The organism is Comamonas sp. A23 (assembly GCF_004522605.1).
GTDB classification, from domain to species: Bacteria; Pseudomonadota; Gammaproteobacteria; order Burkholderiales; family Burkholderiaceae_C; genus Comamonas; species Comamonas thiooxydans.
Genome location: NZ_RSDT01000007.1, coordinates 135380 through 150512, shown reverse-complemented (window position 1 = coordinate 150512; position 15133 = coordinate 135380). Strand labels below are relative to the sequence as shown.

Here is a 15133-nt window from a genome sequence, read left to right as displayed (position 1 = left end):
GTCCTCCTCGATTAGCGGCCGGCGGCCGCTGTGGTCAGAGCGTTCAGCGTGTCTTCAAGTTCCACGCGTCCGCCCGAATGCAGATTGGCCTGAATCTGCTGCAACTGCGCCTGGGCGATCTGGGTACGCCGCGAGCGTGCGTCAAAGTATTTGTTGAGCAAGGTGCCTGCAGCGCTCAGGTCGGCGCGCGCCGATTCCCACTGGCGCGACAGCAGGGCCAGACGGGCATTGAGCAGTTGCAGCTTGAGGTTCTCGCGCAGGAAATAGCCTTGCTCGGGGGCCAGCAGGGCCACCTCGGGGTGATCGATGCGGCGCACGCGCACCAGATCGGCCGCGCCATCCTTGAAGGAGTCCCAGACCCGCTGACCCTGGCCCTGCCACCAGGCCAATTGAGTGAGGGAGAGGCTGGCGTCCTCGGGAGTGTCATGAGCGGCCGCCGTCTTGCGGGGCTGAGCATCGCGCGCACGCGGGCGACCCACATCGTTGATGAGAGCCAGGTCGTCCACCTGACGGATCAGGTCTTCGATACGGCTGAGTACCCCTGTGGTGTCCGTCACGCTCATGCGTGAGAGCTTGTCCAGATCCAGATCAATGGCGCGCACGACGGGCGCCAGACGCGGCTGGGACGTGCTTTCCACGCGCTTTCTGGCTGATTTGAGGCTCGCCACCAATGGCTGCAGGCTGCCCGAGAGTTCCGCCTGTTGCTGGGCCATGCGTATCGAGGATTCGATATCGGCCACGAGGTTTTCATCGCGCGAGCGCGACATGCTTTGCATCAGTTCTTCAAGCTGGTTGCGCTGCAGGCTGAGTTCTGCCACACGCGCTTCCATCACGGAGACACGTGCTGCACTGTCGCGAGCCAGATCCTGAGCATCCTTGGCCAGGGTGCGAGCCTCCACCGACTGAGCGCCCGACTGCGCCGACTGGCGGGCCAGCTGCTCCTGCATATTGCCCACGCGCTGCCACAGCATGCCGCAGGCGACCAGGGCTGCGGCAGCCACCGCTCCCAGCGTCAGCACCAGAGCCGTGGGGGCACCACGCCCGGTCTGAGCGGGCGCGGAAGGGTCCTGGCTGGGGGGGGAGGCTGAGGGTTGGTTGTCGGAGGTGGGGATGGCATCGGAGCTCATAGAGCCGATTCTATAGACGCCACCACATCATCCAGACTTGGGCGACTGTGCAAAACCCGACCGAAACCTGCTGAAAGTGCTTTGCTGGCAATGCGTTCATGGGTGGTGAGCGCTAACCCCGAGTGCCATTGCTGCTGGGGCAGCAGCTGTTGCAGGTTGGCAACAGCTTCCGAGCTGCTGAACAGCCACAGGCTGCTGTCGCTGGCGGCTTGCCGGGCCAGATCCAGCTGTTGCGCCGTCCATACGGGAAGCTGGCGCTCATACACGGCCAGCAGTTCCACCTCGGCTCCGGCTTCGCGCAGCCGGGTTGCCAGCCAGTCACGGCCTGCGCCTTGTGTGGACGGGATTGGCATGCCGGCATTGTCGGCGACGGGGGCGGTCGCAGGGCTGGTGCCGCGCACGATCAGCACGCGGTCGCCAGGGCGAACCTGGCCGTGGACGTTCTGCCAAAGCGCTTCGGACTCGAACTGAGTCGCGTCAGGCGAAGGACCGTCCATCTGGAGAGAGGCCAGTCCTGCTTCGAGCAGGGCGCGCTCTGTGCCCGGGCCGGGGGTCCACGCCCTGGTATCCGGCGCTAGCAACGCTTCAGCATCGAACGCTGGAGTTTGACCCCGGGCAAAAAAATACTGCACCGCATTGCCGCTGACAAACATCACGGCCCGGTAGTGACCGGGCTTCAGCGCCAACTGGCGCGCCCTCAGCAGAGCCTGGTGTGCAGCCGGGTCTGTGCAGGGCCCTATGCCTATCAGCGGCAAGGCCTCGGCCTGCAGGCCGCGGGCGCGAAACGCATCGACCCAGGGTTTCGCATCATGCAAGGGGCGGGTGACCAGAATGCGGCGCATGGGCAGGCGCGGCTCAGTCCTGCTTGGGCGCCGCAGGCACGGCACCCGCGGCTTGCAGCTGCGTGGCCAGTTGCTCGCCCAGGGCGTTGGCGCTGGCAAAGTCCGTCACGCTGGCGCTGGCCTGCACGCGCACCAGGCCCTTGCTGCCCTCCATATCGCCCCAGGCTGCATCCATGTGCAGGGTGTCGCCTTCAAAGCGGCCGTAGGCGGCCAGCGGCATGGAGCAGCTGCCGCCCATGCAGCGGCTGACGGCTCGCTCGGCAGTCACGGTCAGCCAGGTGGGCATATGGGCCAGCGGAGCCAGAGCGTCGATGATGTCCTGGCGATCCGCGCGCACCTCGATGCCCAATGCGCCCTGACCGGCAGCGGGCAGCATCTGTGCCGGGTCGAACTTGGCGCGGATGCGCTCGCTCATCTCCAGGCGCATCAGGCCGGCGGCTGCCAGCACGATGGCGTCGTACTGACCTTCGTCGAGCTTGCGCAGGCGGGTGTTGACATTGCCGCGCAGGGCCTCGATCTTGAGATCGGGGCGCAGCGCCTGCAGCAGGGCCTGGCGACGCAGGCTGGAGGTGCCGACCACGGCCCCCTGGGGCAGCTCGTCCAGCGACGCATATCGGTTGGAGACAAAGGCGTCGCGCGGGTCTTCGCGCGTCATCACGCAGGCCAGCACAAAGCCCTCGGGTAGTTCCATGGGCACATCCTTCAAGGAATGCACGGCCAGATCGGCGCGCCCTTCCTCGAGAGCCACTTCGAGCTCCTTGACGAACAGACCCTTGCCGCCCACCTTGGACAGGGCTCGGTCCAGAATCTGGTCGCCCTTGGTCGTCATCCCCAGCAGATCGACGCTGTGGCCGCGGCCGCGCAAGATCGCCTGCACATGCTCGGCCTGCCACATGGCCAGCTGGCTCTCACGTGTGGCAATGACGATGGATGTGGGTGAGGATGCAGAAAATTTCATGACGGCGCGGTCTCAAGCGGGTAACGGGGAATGCTAGCATGGCAAGTTGCCCTACACCGTGCCCAAGGAGAATAGTTCATGCCTTCCGCCCGCCCCAAGAGCGCCGCACATACAGACAAACATGGCGACAAGCCGGTGCGCAAGACCGACAAGGATTTGCCGCTGATCGAGGACATACGGCTGCTGGGGCGCATTCTGGGCGATGTGATTCGCGAGCAGGAAGGCGGGCCGGCCTACGAGCTGGTCGAGCAGGTGCGCCAGCTATCGGTGGCCTTCAGGCGCGATGCCGACGAGGCGGCCGACAAGGCGCTCAAGAAGCTGCTCAAGGGACTGTCCAGCGATCAGACGGTGAGCGTGATTCGCGCCTTCACCTACTTCTCGCACCTGGCCAATCTGGCCGAAGACCGCCACCACATCCGCCGCCGCGCCGTGCACGAGCGCGCCGGCAACACGCAGGAAGGCAGCATCGAGGTGGCACTGGCGCGCCTGCGCTGGGCGGGCATCTCGACTGCCACCGTGGTCGATACGCTGGCCAAGAGTTTCATCTCGCCCGTGCTGACTGCCCACCCCACCGAGGTGCAGCGCCAGAGCATTCTGACGGCCGAGCGCCGCATCGCCCAGTTGCTGGCCGAGCGCGACGATATCCTGATGCGCGCCCAGCTCTACAACAGCGCCAAGGACGCGCTGACCCCACGCGAGCTGACGCGGGTGGAGGCGCAGCTGCGAGCCTGCGTGGCCCAGCTGTGGCAGACGCGGCTGCTGCGTCATTCCAAGCTGACGGTGGCCGACGAGATCGAGAACGCTCTGTCCTATTACGAGGCCACGTTCCTGCAGGAGATCCCCAAGATCTATGAGCAGCTGGAGCAGGAGCTGGGCGAGAAGCTGCCCGAGCAGAGCTTTTTGCGCATGGGCCAATGGATTGGCGGTGATCGCGACGGCAACCCCTTTGTGACGGCCGAGAGTCTGGAACTGGCCCTGTCGCGCCAGGCCGATGTGGCACTGCGCCACTATCTGCGCGAGGTGCACTATCTGGGCGGCGAGCTGTCGCTGTCGGCCAATCTGGTGGACATCACGCCCGAGATGCAGGCACTGGCCGATGCTTCGCCCGACCACAATGTGCACCGCAGCGACGAGCCTTATCGCCGGGCGCTGACGGGCATTTATGCGCGGCTGGCCGCGACGCTCAGGCAGCTGACGGGCGGCGAGGCGGCACGCCATGCCGTGGCGCCCCAGAATGCCTATGCATCGGCCGACGCCTTTCTGGCCGATCTGCAGATCATCGACGACTCGCTGTCGCGCTATCACGGCGATGCCCTGGCGCCGCAGCGCCTGCGCCCGCTGATGCGTGCGGTGCGGGTCTTCGGCTTCTATCTGTCCACGGTGGACCTGCGCCAAAGCTCGGACAAGCATGAGGAAGTGGTGCGCGAGCTGCTCTCGGTCGCCAAGGTCGAGTTCGATTACAGCCTGCTCGAAGAAGACGCCAAATGCGCGCTGCTGGTGCGCCTGCTCGAAGACGCACGACCCTTGCGCGTGATGGGCGCCGACTACGGCGACCACACCCGCAGCGAGCTGGCCATCTTCGAGACCGCCAGACGCCTGCGCGAGCGCCTGGGCAGCGAGGCGATTCGCCACTGCATCATCAGCCACACCGAGACCGTCAGCGATCTGCTCGAGGTGCTGCTGCTGCAAAAGGAAGTGGGTTTGCTGCGCGGCACGCTGCAGGACGGTGCGCAATGTGATCTCATCGTGGTGCCGCTGTTCGAGACCATCGAGGACCTGCGCAATGCCGCGCCCATCATGCGCCGCTACTACCAGCTGCCCGGCATTGCCGAGTTGGTCCGAAAAAGCGGTGGCGAGCAGGACATCATGCTGGGCTACAGCGACAGCAACAAGGACGGCGGCATCTTCACCAGCAACTGGGAGCTGTACCGGGCCGAGATTGCGCTGGTCGATCTGTTTGACGATCTGGCCGATCACTACGGCATCCGGCTGCGCATGTTCCACGGCCGCGGCGGCACCGTGGGACGTGGAGGCGGCCCCAGCTACCAGGCCATTCTGGCGCAGCCGCCAGGCACGGTGCGCGGTCAGATCCGCTTGACCGAGCAGGGCGAGGTCATCGCCTCCAAATACGCCAACCCCGAGATCGGACGCCGCAATCTGGAGACCCTGGTGGCCGCTACGCTGGAGGCCACGCTGCTGCAGCCGACCAAGCCGGCGACCAAGGCCTTCCTGGAGGCTGCGGCGTTTCTGTCCGAAGCCAGCATGGCGGCCTATCGCGCCCTGGTCTACGAGACTCCGGGCTTTACCAATTACTTCTTCAGCAGCACGCCGATTCGCGAGATCGCCGAACTCAATATTGGCTCGCGCCCCGCATCGCGCAAGGCGACCCAGGCCATCGAGGACTTGCGCGCCATTCCCTGGGGCTTCAGCTGGGGCCAGTGCCGCCTGACGCTGCCGGGCTGGTATGGCTTCGGCTCGGCGATCCAGGCCTTCATCCACCGTCCGGGCAAGGATGCCAAGGCGCAGCTGGCGCTGCTGCAGAAGATGTACCGCCAGTGGCCGTTCTTCCGCACCTTGCTCTCGAACATGGACATGGTGCTGGCCAAGAGCGACCTGAACCTGGCCTCGCGCTACAGCGAGCTGGTGACCGACACGCGCTTGCGCCGCCGCATCTTCGGTGCGATCGAGGCCGAGTGGCAGAGCACGGTGGAAGCGCTCAACCAGATCACGGGCGACAAGCAGCGCCTGGAGCACAACTCCGCGCTGGCGCGTTCCATCCGCCACCGCTTCCCCTATATCGACCCGCTGAACCACCTGCAGGTGGAGCTGGTGCGCCGCTGGCGTGCGGGACAGACCGACGACAGGGTCAAGAACGGCATCCATCTGTCCATCAACGGCATCGCCGCCGGAGTGCGCAACACGGGTTGAGGTCGCTGATGGATGCTCCTGAATTAGGAGCTTATGTCGCTAATGAATAAAGGGTTTGAAGCAGATAAATGCTTCAAACCCTTTGTTGTTTGGCGCTGTCAGCTATGGAAGTTGAAGAGCCCTCAAGCAAGCGCGCTTGCACAGCGAGCCATCCAGCAAGCGCTGTCGCAGTTTCTCGGCCATCAAGGCCGGACACGTTGAAGCCGCCGCAGCAGATCACGGAAGATAAGCAGCAACTTTAGTAGCTGCATGCGCCAACGCATAAAGGGCTTGAAGCAGATAAATACTTCAAACCCTTTGTTGCATGGCGCTAGCAGCTATGAAAGTTGAAAAGCCTTCAAGCACTCATGCTCCAAAAGCGAGACATTAAGCAAGCGCCGCCGCGCAGCGAGGATGTCGTCCCCCTCAGGGGGAAGCCGCAAAGCGGCTCAGGGGAGTCAACCCCTCAGTGAAGCATTAAGGACCCGGCGGCCTTGCTCTTGCCGGCGCGCGCGGGAGGATTGCACAGGCCGCACTGGTAGTGGCGCGCATTCTCGTAAGGCTCGGTCACGAACTGGCCCTTGCAGACCGAGCACTGGGTGCGCGTCAGCATCTGCGCATCGACGAACTTCACCAGGCGCCAGGCGCGGGTAAAGGACAGCAGCACCTCGAGTTCGGCGGCCTGAATCTGTTCGGTATAGAGGCGGTAGGCCTTGGTCAGCTGCTCGGCCGAGTCCAGCTCCACGCCCTTGGACAGGTATTCGTAGATGTTGAGGAACAGCGAGCTGTGGATGTTTTCCTGCCAGGTCAGAAACCAGTCCGTGGAAAACGGCAACTGGCCCTTGGACGGAGACTTGCCCGAGATTTCCTTGTACAGCCGGATCAGGCGTTCATAAGACAGCGTGGTCTCGGACTCCAGCACCTGCATGCGGGCGCCCATCTCGATGAGCATGGCGGCGCGCTCGATTTGCTTGGATTCGTTCAGAACGCTTTTGGTGGCAGTCTTGGCGGCGGGCATCAATCTCTCCTTAAAACCAGGTAGTCGCTAGCGGGTGCTCAGAGCACTTCGGAGACACGGCTGGCCATCAGGATGTTGGCGTGCAGCGTATTGGTGGCGGCATTGCCGATCTTGTTGCTGCTGTGGTTGGTCAGCAGGCTCCAGACCATTTCGTCGTCGGCGCGGAAGCTGGCCAGCAAGGTGTTGCGCGATGCCAGCTTGAGCACCTGGGCCGAAGACAGCGAGCCCAGCAGGTCGCAGGACTCTTCGTTCAGACCCAGACGGAACACGGCCTCGGCCTTGTCCTGGCGGATCAGGGTCTGGGCCAGCATCAGATAGGTGAGGTTGGCTTCGCGGATCTCGGCAAGCAGTTGTTCGTTGTTCATGGGTCCAGTCCTTTCAATCTCGACAGACCGTCACGGCGCACACAAACAAGACGTTAAAAGTGTTTCGATCTGTTGAAATGAATTGTGTTTCAAGCCCTGATCGAACTGAAGTCGGGGAGCGTCGGTATCGCCGGTCTGGTTTCACAGGCAGGCATGTAGGATTTCCCTTACTGCTTTGCCGTCCTTCGGGATGACTCGGAGTGCCGGGTGGGGGCTGACATTGCGTCAGGCCGGATTCCGCTGGTGCATGTATTGTGAATCTGTCCGAAAGATGACAAACGAGCAAATAGGCGGCTTTTTATTCGGTATCTGATCGCCTATGAAAAAGGCCGCTGGGATTTCCTGTGATAGCGGCTCGAATCCGGGTTGCCAAGCTGCATCGACATGCGATTGCGGACATGGGCATCGGCCATTTCGCCAAGGCCCGGAGCACCGAGAAGGAGCGGGCTTGGTCTGGCCTGGCTTGGCACTGATCAAGCGCGCCGCACCGCGCTTGCGCCTGTCCACGGTGATCACGGGGCGCTCCGGCCGTGGCCCAGGGAGTGAACCCGGCAAGCGCGGGGGCGCGTACCTGTTCAAAGCCGGTGCCTGACGCGACACCGACATGCTGAAGCTCAGCCCCGCTCGGCTGGCCGGGAAGGCTGGCTGCACCACTCGCTCCAGCTTCCGGCAAACAAGGCCGTTGGCGCAAGGCCGGCAATGCGCATGGCCAGCACATTGGGGGTGGCGCTGACGCCGCTGCCGCACTGGTGCACCACGCTGGCGGGATCGCGTCCGGCCAGCAACTGCTCGAACTCGGCCTTGAGCAGCGCTGCGGGCTTGAAGCGTCCATCGGCGGCGATATTGCTGCTGAACGGCCGATTCAGCGCGCCCGGGATATGGCCTGCCACGGGGTCCAGGGGCTCGACCTCGCCGCGGTAGCGGGCCGGGGCCCGGGCATCGATGAGGGTCTGGGTGGCCTGACCCAGATCGGCCTCGACCTGATCTACGGTCTTGAGCGTCTCCAGCGGCTGGCCCAGTTCAAAGTTGGACTGGAAATGGCGGGGCTCTTCCCCGCTGCCCACCGCCTGGCCGGCCGTCTGCCAGGCCTGCAGTCCACCATCGAGCACCGCCACGGCATCGTGGCCGGCCCAGCGCAGCATCCACCACAGGCGACCGCAGTAATTGGCAGCGTTGCGGTCATAGACCACGGCTTGCATATCGTTGGCAAAGCCTATGGACGACAGCCAGGCGGAAAAGCGCTCGCGCGTGGGCAGGGGGTGGCGGCCGCCGGAGGCCGACTGCACGCTGGTGGCGACCTGGCCGTCTTCGCCGGGGGCTCCGTGCGGTGCGCTGAGGTCTTTGTCCAGATTGGCGAACAGGGCGCCATCGATATGGACCTGCAGATATTGCTCGTGGCCGGCGGGCGGATTCATGAGGTCAAAGCTGCAGTCAAACACCATCAAGGGCTTGCCGCTGGCCTTGAGTCTGGCCAGCTCTTCGACGGAAATCAAGGTGTTGTAGTGCTCGGGCGTCGAGTGGTTCATGGCTTGCTGCTCCAAAGATTGAACGGCTGCAGACGGCATGGCGTGCAGTCTTGCGGCATGCAGAGCATTATGCGATCGGGCCGTAGCGCCGGTGCCCCGCCGCTTCATTGTTTGGATATGGCAAGCCGCGCAGATCCGGCGTGGACTGCGCGGCAGGCTGGGGCTGCTGACGTGCATGGCGAAGGCGCAGGGCGCCCCCTGCCATGGCTAGCCCCTGGAGCGCAAGGCGGTTGCTGCGGCTCCGCTGGCGACGATGAGCACAATGCCGACCCAGCCGATCAGAGGGATGCTTTCGCCAAACAGCACCAGGCTGAGCAGGGCGGCAAACACAATGCCCGAGTACTGCAGATTGGCGACGACCAGGGTGTTGCTCTTGCTGCCGGCCGAGGCATAGGCCTTGGTCATGCAGACCTGGGCCACGGCGGCCAGCACGCCCACGGGCAGCAGCCACAGAGCGCTCCAACCGGGGAAGGGCGAGATGCCGGTGAACAGCATGGTGATGCCGCCGGCAATGGCCGAGCCCACCGAGAAATAGAATACCACGCGAGTTTCAGGCTCGCCCAGGCGCGACAGGGTGGTCACCTGCATATAGGCCATGGCCGCAAACATGCCGCCAAACAGGCCGCCAAGCGCCGCCACCCATTCGCTGGCCGGTGCGCTGCTTGGGCGCAGCACCAGCAGCACGCCGACAAAGCCCGCCACCACCGTGGACACCAGGCCCCAGGGGAAGGGCGGAATGGCGCGGCGGGTTTCGGGTTCGGCCGCATAGGATTTGCGCAGCGTGTGGCGCATCCACAGGCCCTGGGCGATCAGAAACACCGCCATCCAGATGCTGCTCATGGAGTTGAGCGTGGTGGCCGTGGCCAGCGGCAGATGGCCGATGGCATAGAACCAGGCTCCCATGGAGATCACGCCGACGAAGCTGCGCCATGCATGTTCGCGCGAGTACTGGGTGGTCAGCGTCACGCCGCTGCGTCTGGCCAGCCAGACCAGCAGCGCCATGCTGACCAGGCCGCGGTAGAACACGATCTCCGCCGCATTGAAGTCCTGGGAGGCAAACTTCACACACACACTCATGACCGCAAAAATCAAGGCGGCCAACACCATCCACAGGGCTTGCATATCTCACTCAATTCAGCATAAAAAATAGCTGCTGTGCTAAGAACGTGTTTACGATCTCCTCGCGCCGCGACAGAGGCTTTGCGGGATGGGATGCAAGGCGCGATACCACAGCAATAGCCGCGCTATTGCGAGGATTCGCAACGTCGCAGACCGCTCGCAAAGCCCCTGTCCCGAAGGGTTGGAGCGAAATCGGGCGATTTCTGTGCGCTGTCTCTTGCTTGCACCCCGGTGCAAGCAGCGAGCCATCGCTTCGAACTCATCCCGATTGCGCTCCAACGCGGCTGCGTAGAGATCCTAAACACGTTCTTGGAGGGTAAGCGATAGCAGCTATCAGTCTTGAGGCTTACCTCATTCAGCGTTGGGGGACGCTGTCGCCCATGATGCGGCGATACCACTCGTGGAAATGCTGCATGCCGTCTTCCATGGGGCTCTGATAGGGGCCGACCTCGTTGTCGCCGCGTTCATAAAGCGCCCTGCGGCCGCCGTCCATGCGCTCGGCGATCTCGTCGTCCTCGATGCAGGTTTCCATGTAGGCGGCCTTCTGGGCCTGGACGAACTCGGGCTCGAAGGCGGCGATTTCCTCGGGGTAGAAGAACTCCACCACATTCAGCGTCCGGTCCACGGCCAGCGGGTGCAAGGTCGAAACGGTCAGCACATGCGGATACCACTCCACCATGATGTGGGGGTAGTAGGTCAGCCAGATGGCGCCGCGATCGGGCAGCTCGCCGTTGCGGTAGGCCAGCAGCACCTCGTGCCACTTCTTGTAGATGTCCGAGCCCGGATTGCCGAAGCCCGGGGCCACGCCCACAGTCTGCACCGAGTACTCGCTGGCGAATTCCCACTTCAGATCGTCGCAGGTGACGAAGTTGCCCAGACCGGGGTGGAAGGGGCCGACGTGATAGTCCTCCAGATAGACCTCGATAAAGGTCTTCCAGTTGTAGTTGCACTCGTGCATCTCGACATGGTCGAGCACGAAGCCGTCGAACTGGAGCTGCTCGCGCAGCTTCATGCCGGCCAGATCGGCCTCGATGTCGCGGCCGTTGTCCTCGAACAGCAGTCCGTTCCACTCACGCAGCTTGTAGTTGTTGAGGTTCAGGCAGGGGTCGTGGCTGAAATGCGGGGCGCCCAGCAGCTCGCCGCTGGTACTGTAGGTCCAGCGGTGCAGCGGGCAGACGATGTTGCCTCCGGCATGGCCCTTGCCTTCGGACAGCAGATTGCCGCGTCCCTTGAGCATCACGGCCTGGCGGTGGCGGCAGACGTTGGAGATCAGCTCGATCTCGCCTTTGGCATTGCGTACCAGCGCCCGCCCCTCTTTTTCCTGAGGCAGGGCGTAGTAGTCGCCTATCTCGGGAACGGCCAGCTGGTGGCCCACGTAGCGCGGGCCGCGCTTGAAAATCGTTTCCAACTCGCGCTGGAACAGCGCCTCGTCGAAATAACTTGAAACTGGTAGTTGGCTTGCGGCCTGCTGCAGTTGAAGACTTAAATCAGTCATGGATGACCTGACCTAAAGACTCCCCACAGGGAGGGTGCACGTGCGCACACGGTAAAAAACGAAACCGGCCTTGTCTGGACACGGGCCTCAGGCAATGGGCGGTGGCGCATGGCCAGCCGACTCGTTTGCCCGACCGGATGACCAGGCACGTGGCCGGCTTGACGGGAATGGGATTATAGGCTGTGGGGTTATTTCCGTTTTTCTGGTACGTGTATTGACGTTATTTCGACGCTGTAGCGATTGATCCTGTCAGCAAGCTGCCAGCCGTCCGCAAACCGTGGCAGGTCGTCAAAAGGGCCGGCGCGGACGGCATCGACCTGGCCGGAAGTCACAGCCAAGACATCTCCCGCCTGCCGGCTTTGCGGGCATTGCACGCCAATGGTGCAGGGACGCCTAAAATCGTCGTTTTCGTCCAACATCGCCCACACCATCCATGCCCAAGGCCGCTGCCGCCAAAAAATCCGAACAGCCTGTCAGCTATGAAGCTGCTTTGCAGGAGCTGGAACAACTGATTGCGCAGATCGAATCGGGTCAGCTTCCGCTGGAGCAGATGCTCAGCGGCTACCAGCGTGCGGCCGAGCTGCTGGGCTTTTGCCGCAGCCAGCTCGAAGCCGTGCAGGAGCAGGTCAAGGTACTGGACGAAGGCAAGCTGTCTGCCTGGACCCAGGACTGATCCCGGTGTCCGCGCTTTGTGCTCTGAAGATGCAGCCCATGAATGAATCAATGATTGCCGAACCATCGACGCCTTTGAACGAGGGCAAGCCTGCCCTGGATTTTTCCGTCTGGATGCAGGAGAGACTGGCGCGCACCGAAGATGCGCTGTCGCGCTGGGTGGGCATCAATGCACCTGCGGGCCTGGGCGAGGCCATGCGCTACGCCGTGCTCGATGGTGGCAAGCGCTTGCGACCGCTGCTGGTCTGGGCGGCCGCCGAGGCGGTGGGCGGTCTGGCTGCGGCCACACTGCGCGCAGGTTGTGCCGTAGAACTGATTCACGCTTATTCCCTGGTGCACGACGACATGCCATGCATGGACAATGACACCATGCGCCGTGGCAAGCCCACCGTGCATGTGCAGTTTGGCGAAGCCTCGGCCCTGCTGGCCGGCGATGCCCTGCAGGCTCTGGCGTTCGAGCTATTGCTGCCTGAAGACGACGGCATTCCCTGTTCCATGCAGGCCAAGCTGTGCCGCCTGCTGGGCGCAGCGGCGGGCAGCCAGGGCATGGCCGGCGGCCAGGCCATCGACCTGGCCAGCGTGGGCAAGCAACTGAGCGAGGCGCAACTGCGCGAAATGCACCGCCTCAAGACCGGTGCGCTGCTGCTGGGCAGCGTGCTCATGGGGGCTGCCTGCAATGCACAGACCGATGCCCGGGCGCTGGCCGCGCTGACCGACTATGGCCAGGCACTGGGCGTGGCCTTCCAGGTGGTGGACGACATTCTGGATGTGGTGGCCGACTCCGCAACGCTGGGCAAGACGGCCGGCAAGGATGCGGCCAATGACAAGCCCACTTTCGTGTCGCTGCTGGGGCTGGAGGCTGCGAGAGCCCATGCCGAGCAGCTGCGCCAGCAGGCCCATGCAGCCTTGACGCGCAGTGGTCTGGCCGACACGCAGGCCCTGGGTGCACTGGCCGATATGGTTGTGCAGCGCACCCACTGAGATTTAATAGAGAAGCCCTGTAATCCAGTATTGGTAAACACTAGCAGCTATTAAAAATATAGAACATGTCCACGAATACCTCTTCCCTGCTGCACAACATCAACGATCCCGCAGATATGCGCGGTCTCTCGCGCTCCCAGCTCAAGAGCCTGGCCGCAGAGCTGCGCACCTATGTGATCGACAGCGTTTCCAGGACCGGCGGGCACCTCAGCTCCAATCTGGGGACGGTGGAGTTGACCGTGGCGCTGCACTCGGTGTTCAACACGCCCTATGACCGCATCGTCTGGGATGTGGGCCATCAGACTTATCCGCACAAGATATTGACCGGTCGCCGCGATCGCATGGGCACGCTGCGCCAGTTCGGCGGCCTGTCCGGCTTTCCCCAGCGGGCCGAGAGCGAATACGACACCTTTGGCACGGCGCACTCGTCCACCAGCATCTCTGCGGCGCTGGGCATGGCTTTGGCCGCCAAGCAAAAAGGCGAAGACCGGCGGGCCATTGCCGTGATCGGTGACGGCGCGATGACGGCAGGTATGGCTTTCGAAGCGCTGAACAACGGCGGCGTGCATGACGCCAACCTGCTGGTCATCCTCAATGACAACGATATGAGCATCAGCCCGCCCGTGGGCGCGCTCAATCGCTATCTGGCCCAGCTGATGAGCGGCCAGTTCTATGCCAAGGCCCGCGATGTGGGCAAGAGCGTCCTGAAGCAGGTGCCGCCCTTGCTGGAGCTGGCCAAGCGTCTGGAACAACAGGCCAAGGGCATGGTCGTGCCTGCCACCATGTTCGAGCAATTCGGCTTCAACTACATCGGTCCCATCGATGGCCATGATCTCGATTCGCTGATTCCCACGTTGGAGAACATCAAGGGTCTCAAGGGGCCTCAGTTCCTGCATGTGGTCACCAAGAAAGGCCAGGGCTACAAGCTGGCCGAGGCCGACCCCGTGGCCTATCACGGCCCCGGGAAATTCGACCCGGCGGTCGGTCTGGTCAAGCCAGCCACGCCTGCCAAGCAGACCTTCACCCAGGTGTTTGGTCACTGGCTCTGCGATATGGCTGCCAAGGACCAGCGTCTGGTCGGCATCACACCCGCCATGCGTGAAGGCTCGGGCATGGTGGAGTTCCACAAGCGCTTTCCCGGCCGCTACTACGACGTGGGCATCGCCGAGCAGCATGCAGTCACTTTCGCCGGCGGTATGGCCTGCGAAGGCGTCAAGCCCGTGGTGGCCATCTATTCCACTTTCTTGCAGCGTGCCTACGACCAACTGATCCACGACGTTGCGCTGCAGAACCTGCCCGTGGTGTTTGCGCTGGACCGCGCCGGTCTGGTGGGCGCCGACGGTGCCACGCACGCCGGCGCTTACGACATCGCCTTTGTGCGCTGCATTCCCAATATGAGCATGGCCTGCCCGGCGGACGAACGCGAAACGCGCCAGTTGCTGACCACGGCCTATGAGCAGGATCACCCTGTCTGCGTGCGCTACCCGCGCGGCGCCGGTGTTGGCGTGACTCCGCTGGAAAGCCTGGAAGGCCTGCCCTTTGGCAAGGGCGAGATGCGCCGTGAATCAGCTTCCAAAAAGGTGGCGATTCTGGCCTTTGGCAGCTTGCTGTACCCTGCCTTGCAGGCAGCCGAAGCCTTGGATGCCAGTGTTGCCAATATGCGCTGGGCCAAGCCTCTCGATGAAGAGCTGTTGCTCCAGATCGCTGCAGATCATGAGCTCATCGTCACGCTGGAAGAAGGCTGCGTCATGGGCGGCGCTGGCAGTGCCGTCATGGAGAGCCTTGCCGCCCATGGCCTGAGCAAGAGCGTGCTGCAGCTGGGTCTGCCCGACGAGTTCATCGAGCATGGCGACCCCGCCAAGCTGCTTGCGCTGCAGGGGCTGGATGCCGCAGGCATCGAGGCCTCCATCCGAAAGCGTCTGGCTGCGGGCTGATGCGATAGGGACATCGTTTACGCAAAACGGGTTCAGGCAGATGCCCGCTCCAGGGAGGCAGGCCGTTGCTGCATCCTTGTTTGCGTAAGTCATGATGGACTGAAACCAGGCCCTTCATCGAAGGGCCTTTTTCTTTGCTTGCCGTCAAGAAAACTGACGGCAACCGCGAATCGCCACACGGCCGGCGTC

At 63.4% G+C, this 15133-nt stretch carries 13 protein-coding genes; 4 read left to right on the top strand and 9 right to left on the bottom strand.

Translation table 11 applies throughout. The features are described from left to right. Positions 1-11 precede the first annotated feature (11 nt). The 3 genes from EIC84_RS16700 to hemC are packed head-to-tail and all read right to left on the bottom strand — an operon-like array spanning position 12 to position 2927. Positions 12-1127, bottom strand: a complete 1116-nt coding sequence (locus tag EIC84_RS16700; protein WP_003069137.1) for a uroporphyrinogen-III C-methyltransferase — start codon at positions 1125-1127, stop codon at positions 12-14. Further along, positions 1124-1969: a uroporphyrinogen-III synthase gene (locus EIC84_RS16695; RefSeq protein WP_003069139.1), complete on the bottom strand. Its 846-nt coding sequence runs from the start codon at positions 1967-1969 to the stop codon at positions 1124-1126. The genes EIC84_RS16700 and EIC84_RS16695 overlap by 4 nt, the downstream gene beginning before the upstream one ends. 13 nt (positions 1970-1982) lie before the next feature. Beyond that, positions 1983-2927, bottom strand: a complete 945-nt coding sequence (hemC, locus tag EIC84_RS16690; RefSeq protein ID WP_003069141.1) for a hydroxymethylbilane synthase — start codon at positions 2925-2927, stop codon at positions 1983-1985. A gap of 78 nt (positions 2928-3005) precedes the next feature. On the opposite strand from hemC, the gene ppc reads away from it, so the two are divergent. Then, a complete protein-coding gene (gene ppc, locus EIC84_RS16685; RefSeq protein WP_003069143.1) occupies positions 3006-5855 on the top strand; it encodes a phosphoenolpyruvate carboxylase in 2850 nt (949 codons plus the stop codon). A 445-nt stretch (positions 5856-6300) separates the two neighbouring features. Here the strand turns inward: ppc and flhC are convergent, their stop codons facing one another. The 6 genes from flhC to EIC84_RS16655 form a co-directional block, all read right to left on the bottom strand. Then, positions 6301-6852 (bottom strand): flagellar transcriptional regulator FlhC, encoded by a 552-nt coding sequence (flhC, locus tag EIC84_RS16680; RefSeq protein WP_003052834.1) that lies wholly within the window; start codon positions 6850-6852, stop codon positions 6301-6303. Positions 6853-6890: 38 nt separating this feature from the next. Continuing rightward, positions 6891-7217 (bottom strand): flagellar transcriptional regulator FlhD, encoded by a 327-nt coding sequence (flhD, locus tag EIC84_RS16675; RefSeq protein WP_003069145.1) that lies wholly within the window; start codon positions 7215-7217, stop codon positions 6891-6893. A 614-nt stretch (positions 7218-7831) separates the two neighbouring features. Beyond that, positions 7832-8743: a sulfurtransferase gene (locus EIC84_RS16670; RefSeq protein WP_003069148.1), complete on the bottom strand. Its 912-nt coding sequence runs from the start codon at positions 8741-8743 to the stop codon at positions 7832-7834. A 207-nt stretch (positions 8744-8950) separates the two neighbouring features. Further along, positions 8951-9865 (bottom strand): DMT family transporter, encoded by a 915-nt coding sequence (locus EIC84_RS16665; RefSeq protein WP_003069151.1) that lies wholly within the window; start codon positions 9863-9865, stop codon positions 8951-8953. 352 nt (positions 9866-10217) lie between these two features. After that, positions 10218-11357: an aromatic ring-hydroxylating dioxygenase subunit alpha gene (locus EIC84_RS16660; RefSeq protein ID WP_003069154.1), complete on the bottom strand. Its 1140-nt coding sequence runs from the start codon at positions 11355-11357 to the stop codon at positions 10218-10220. 188 nt (positions 11358-11545) lie between these two features. Beyond that, positions 11546-11776 (bottom strand): hypothetical protein, encoded by a 231-nt coding sequence (locus EIC84_RS16655; RefSeq protein ID WP_100086428.1) that lies wholly within the window; start codon positions 11774-11776, stop codon positions 11546-11548. Between the two features lie 14 nt (positions 11777-11790). On the opposite strand from EIC84_RS16655, the gene xseB reads away from it, so the two are divergent. From xseB to dxs, 3 genes are all read left to right on the top strand, one after another. Next, positions 11791-12030 carry an exodeoxyribonuclease VII small subunit gene (xseB, locus tag EIC84_RS16650; protein ID WP_003069159.1) on the top strand — a complete coding sequence of 80 codons (240 nt, stop codon included), beginning with the start codon at positions 11791-11793 and terminating at the stop codon, positions 12028-12030. A gap of 38 nt (positions 12031-12068) precedes the next feature. Next, complete coding sequence (locus tag EIC84_RS16645; RefSeq protein ID WP_003069162.1) at positions 12069-13010, top strand: polyprenyl synthetase family protein; 942 nt, start codon at positions 12069-12071, stop codon at positions 13008-13010. Between the two features lie 65 nt (positions 13011-13075). Then, positions 13076-14944 carry a 1-deoxy-D-xylulose-5-phosphate synthase gene (gene dxs, locus EIC84_RS16640; protein WP_003069165.1) on the top strand — a complete coding sequence of 623 codons (1869 nt, stop codon included), beginning with the start codon at positions 13076-13078 and terminating at the stop codon, positions 14942-14944. Positions 14945-15133 lie beyond the last annotated feature (189 nt).

Bases quoted from the DNA above. Each gene is read 5' to 3' on its own strand.
- EIC84_RS16670 (WP_003069148.1), bottom strand. From the start codon at position 8,743: ATGAACCACTCGACGCCCGAGCACTACAACACCTTGATTTCCGTCGAA.
- hemC (WP_003069141.1), bottom strand. From the start codon at position 2,927: ATGAAATTTTCTGCATCCTCACCCACATCCATCGTCATTGCCACACGT.
- EIC84_RS16665 (WP_003069151.1), bottom strand. From the start codon at position 9,865: ATGCAAGCCCTGTGGATGGTGTTGGCCGCCTTGATTTTTGCGGTCATG.
- ppc (WP_003069143.1), top strand. From the start codon at position 3,006: ATGCCTTCCGCCCGCCCCAAGAGCGCCGCACATACAGACAAACATGGC.
- flhC (WP_003052834.1), bottom strand. From the start codon at position 6,852: ATGCCCGCCGCCAAGACTGCCACCAAAAGCGTTCTGAACGAATCCAAG.
- flhD (WP_003069145.1), bottom strand. From the start codon at position 7,217: ATGAACAACGAACAACTGCTTGCCGAGATCCGCGAAGCCAACCTCACC.
- dxs (WP_003069165.1), top strand. From the start codon at position 13,076: ATGTCCACGAATACCTCTTCCCTGCTGCACAACATCAACGATCCCGCA.
- EIC84_RS16655 (WP_100086428.1), bottom strand. From the start codon at position 11,776: ATGTTGGACGAAAACGACGATTTTAGGCGTCCCTGCACCATTGGCGTG.
- EIC84_RS16645 (WP_003069162.1), top strand. From the start codon at position 12,069: ATGAATGAATCAATGATTGCCGAACCATCGACGCCTTTGAACGAGGGC.
- EIC84_RS16695 (WP_003069139.1), bottom strand. From the start codon at position 1,969: ATGCGCCGCATTCTGGTCACCCGCCCCTTGCATGATGCGAAACCCTGG.
- xseB (WP_003069159.1), top strand. From the start codon at position 11,791: ATGCCCAAGGCCGCTGCCGCCAAAAAATCCGAACAGCCTGTCAGCTAT.
- EIC84_RS16660 (WP_003069154.1), bottom strand. From the start codon at position 11,357: ATGACTGATTTAAGTCTTCAACTGCAGCAGGCCGCAAGCCAACTACCA.
- EIC84_RS16700 (WP_003069137.1), bottom strand. From the start codon at position 1,127: ATGAGCTCCGATGCCATCCCCACCTCCGACAACCAACCCTCAGCCTCC.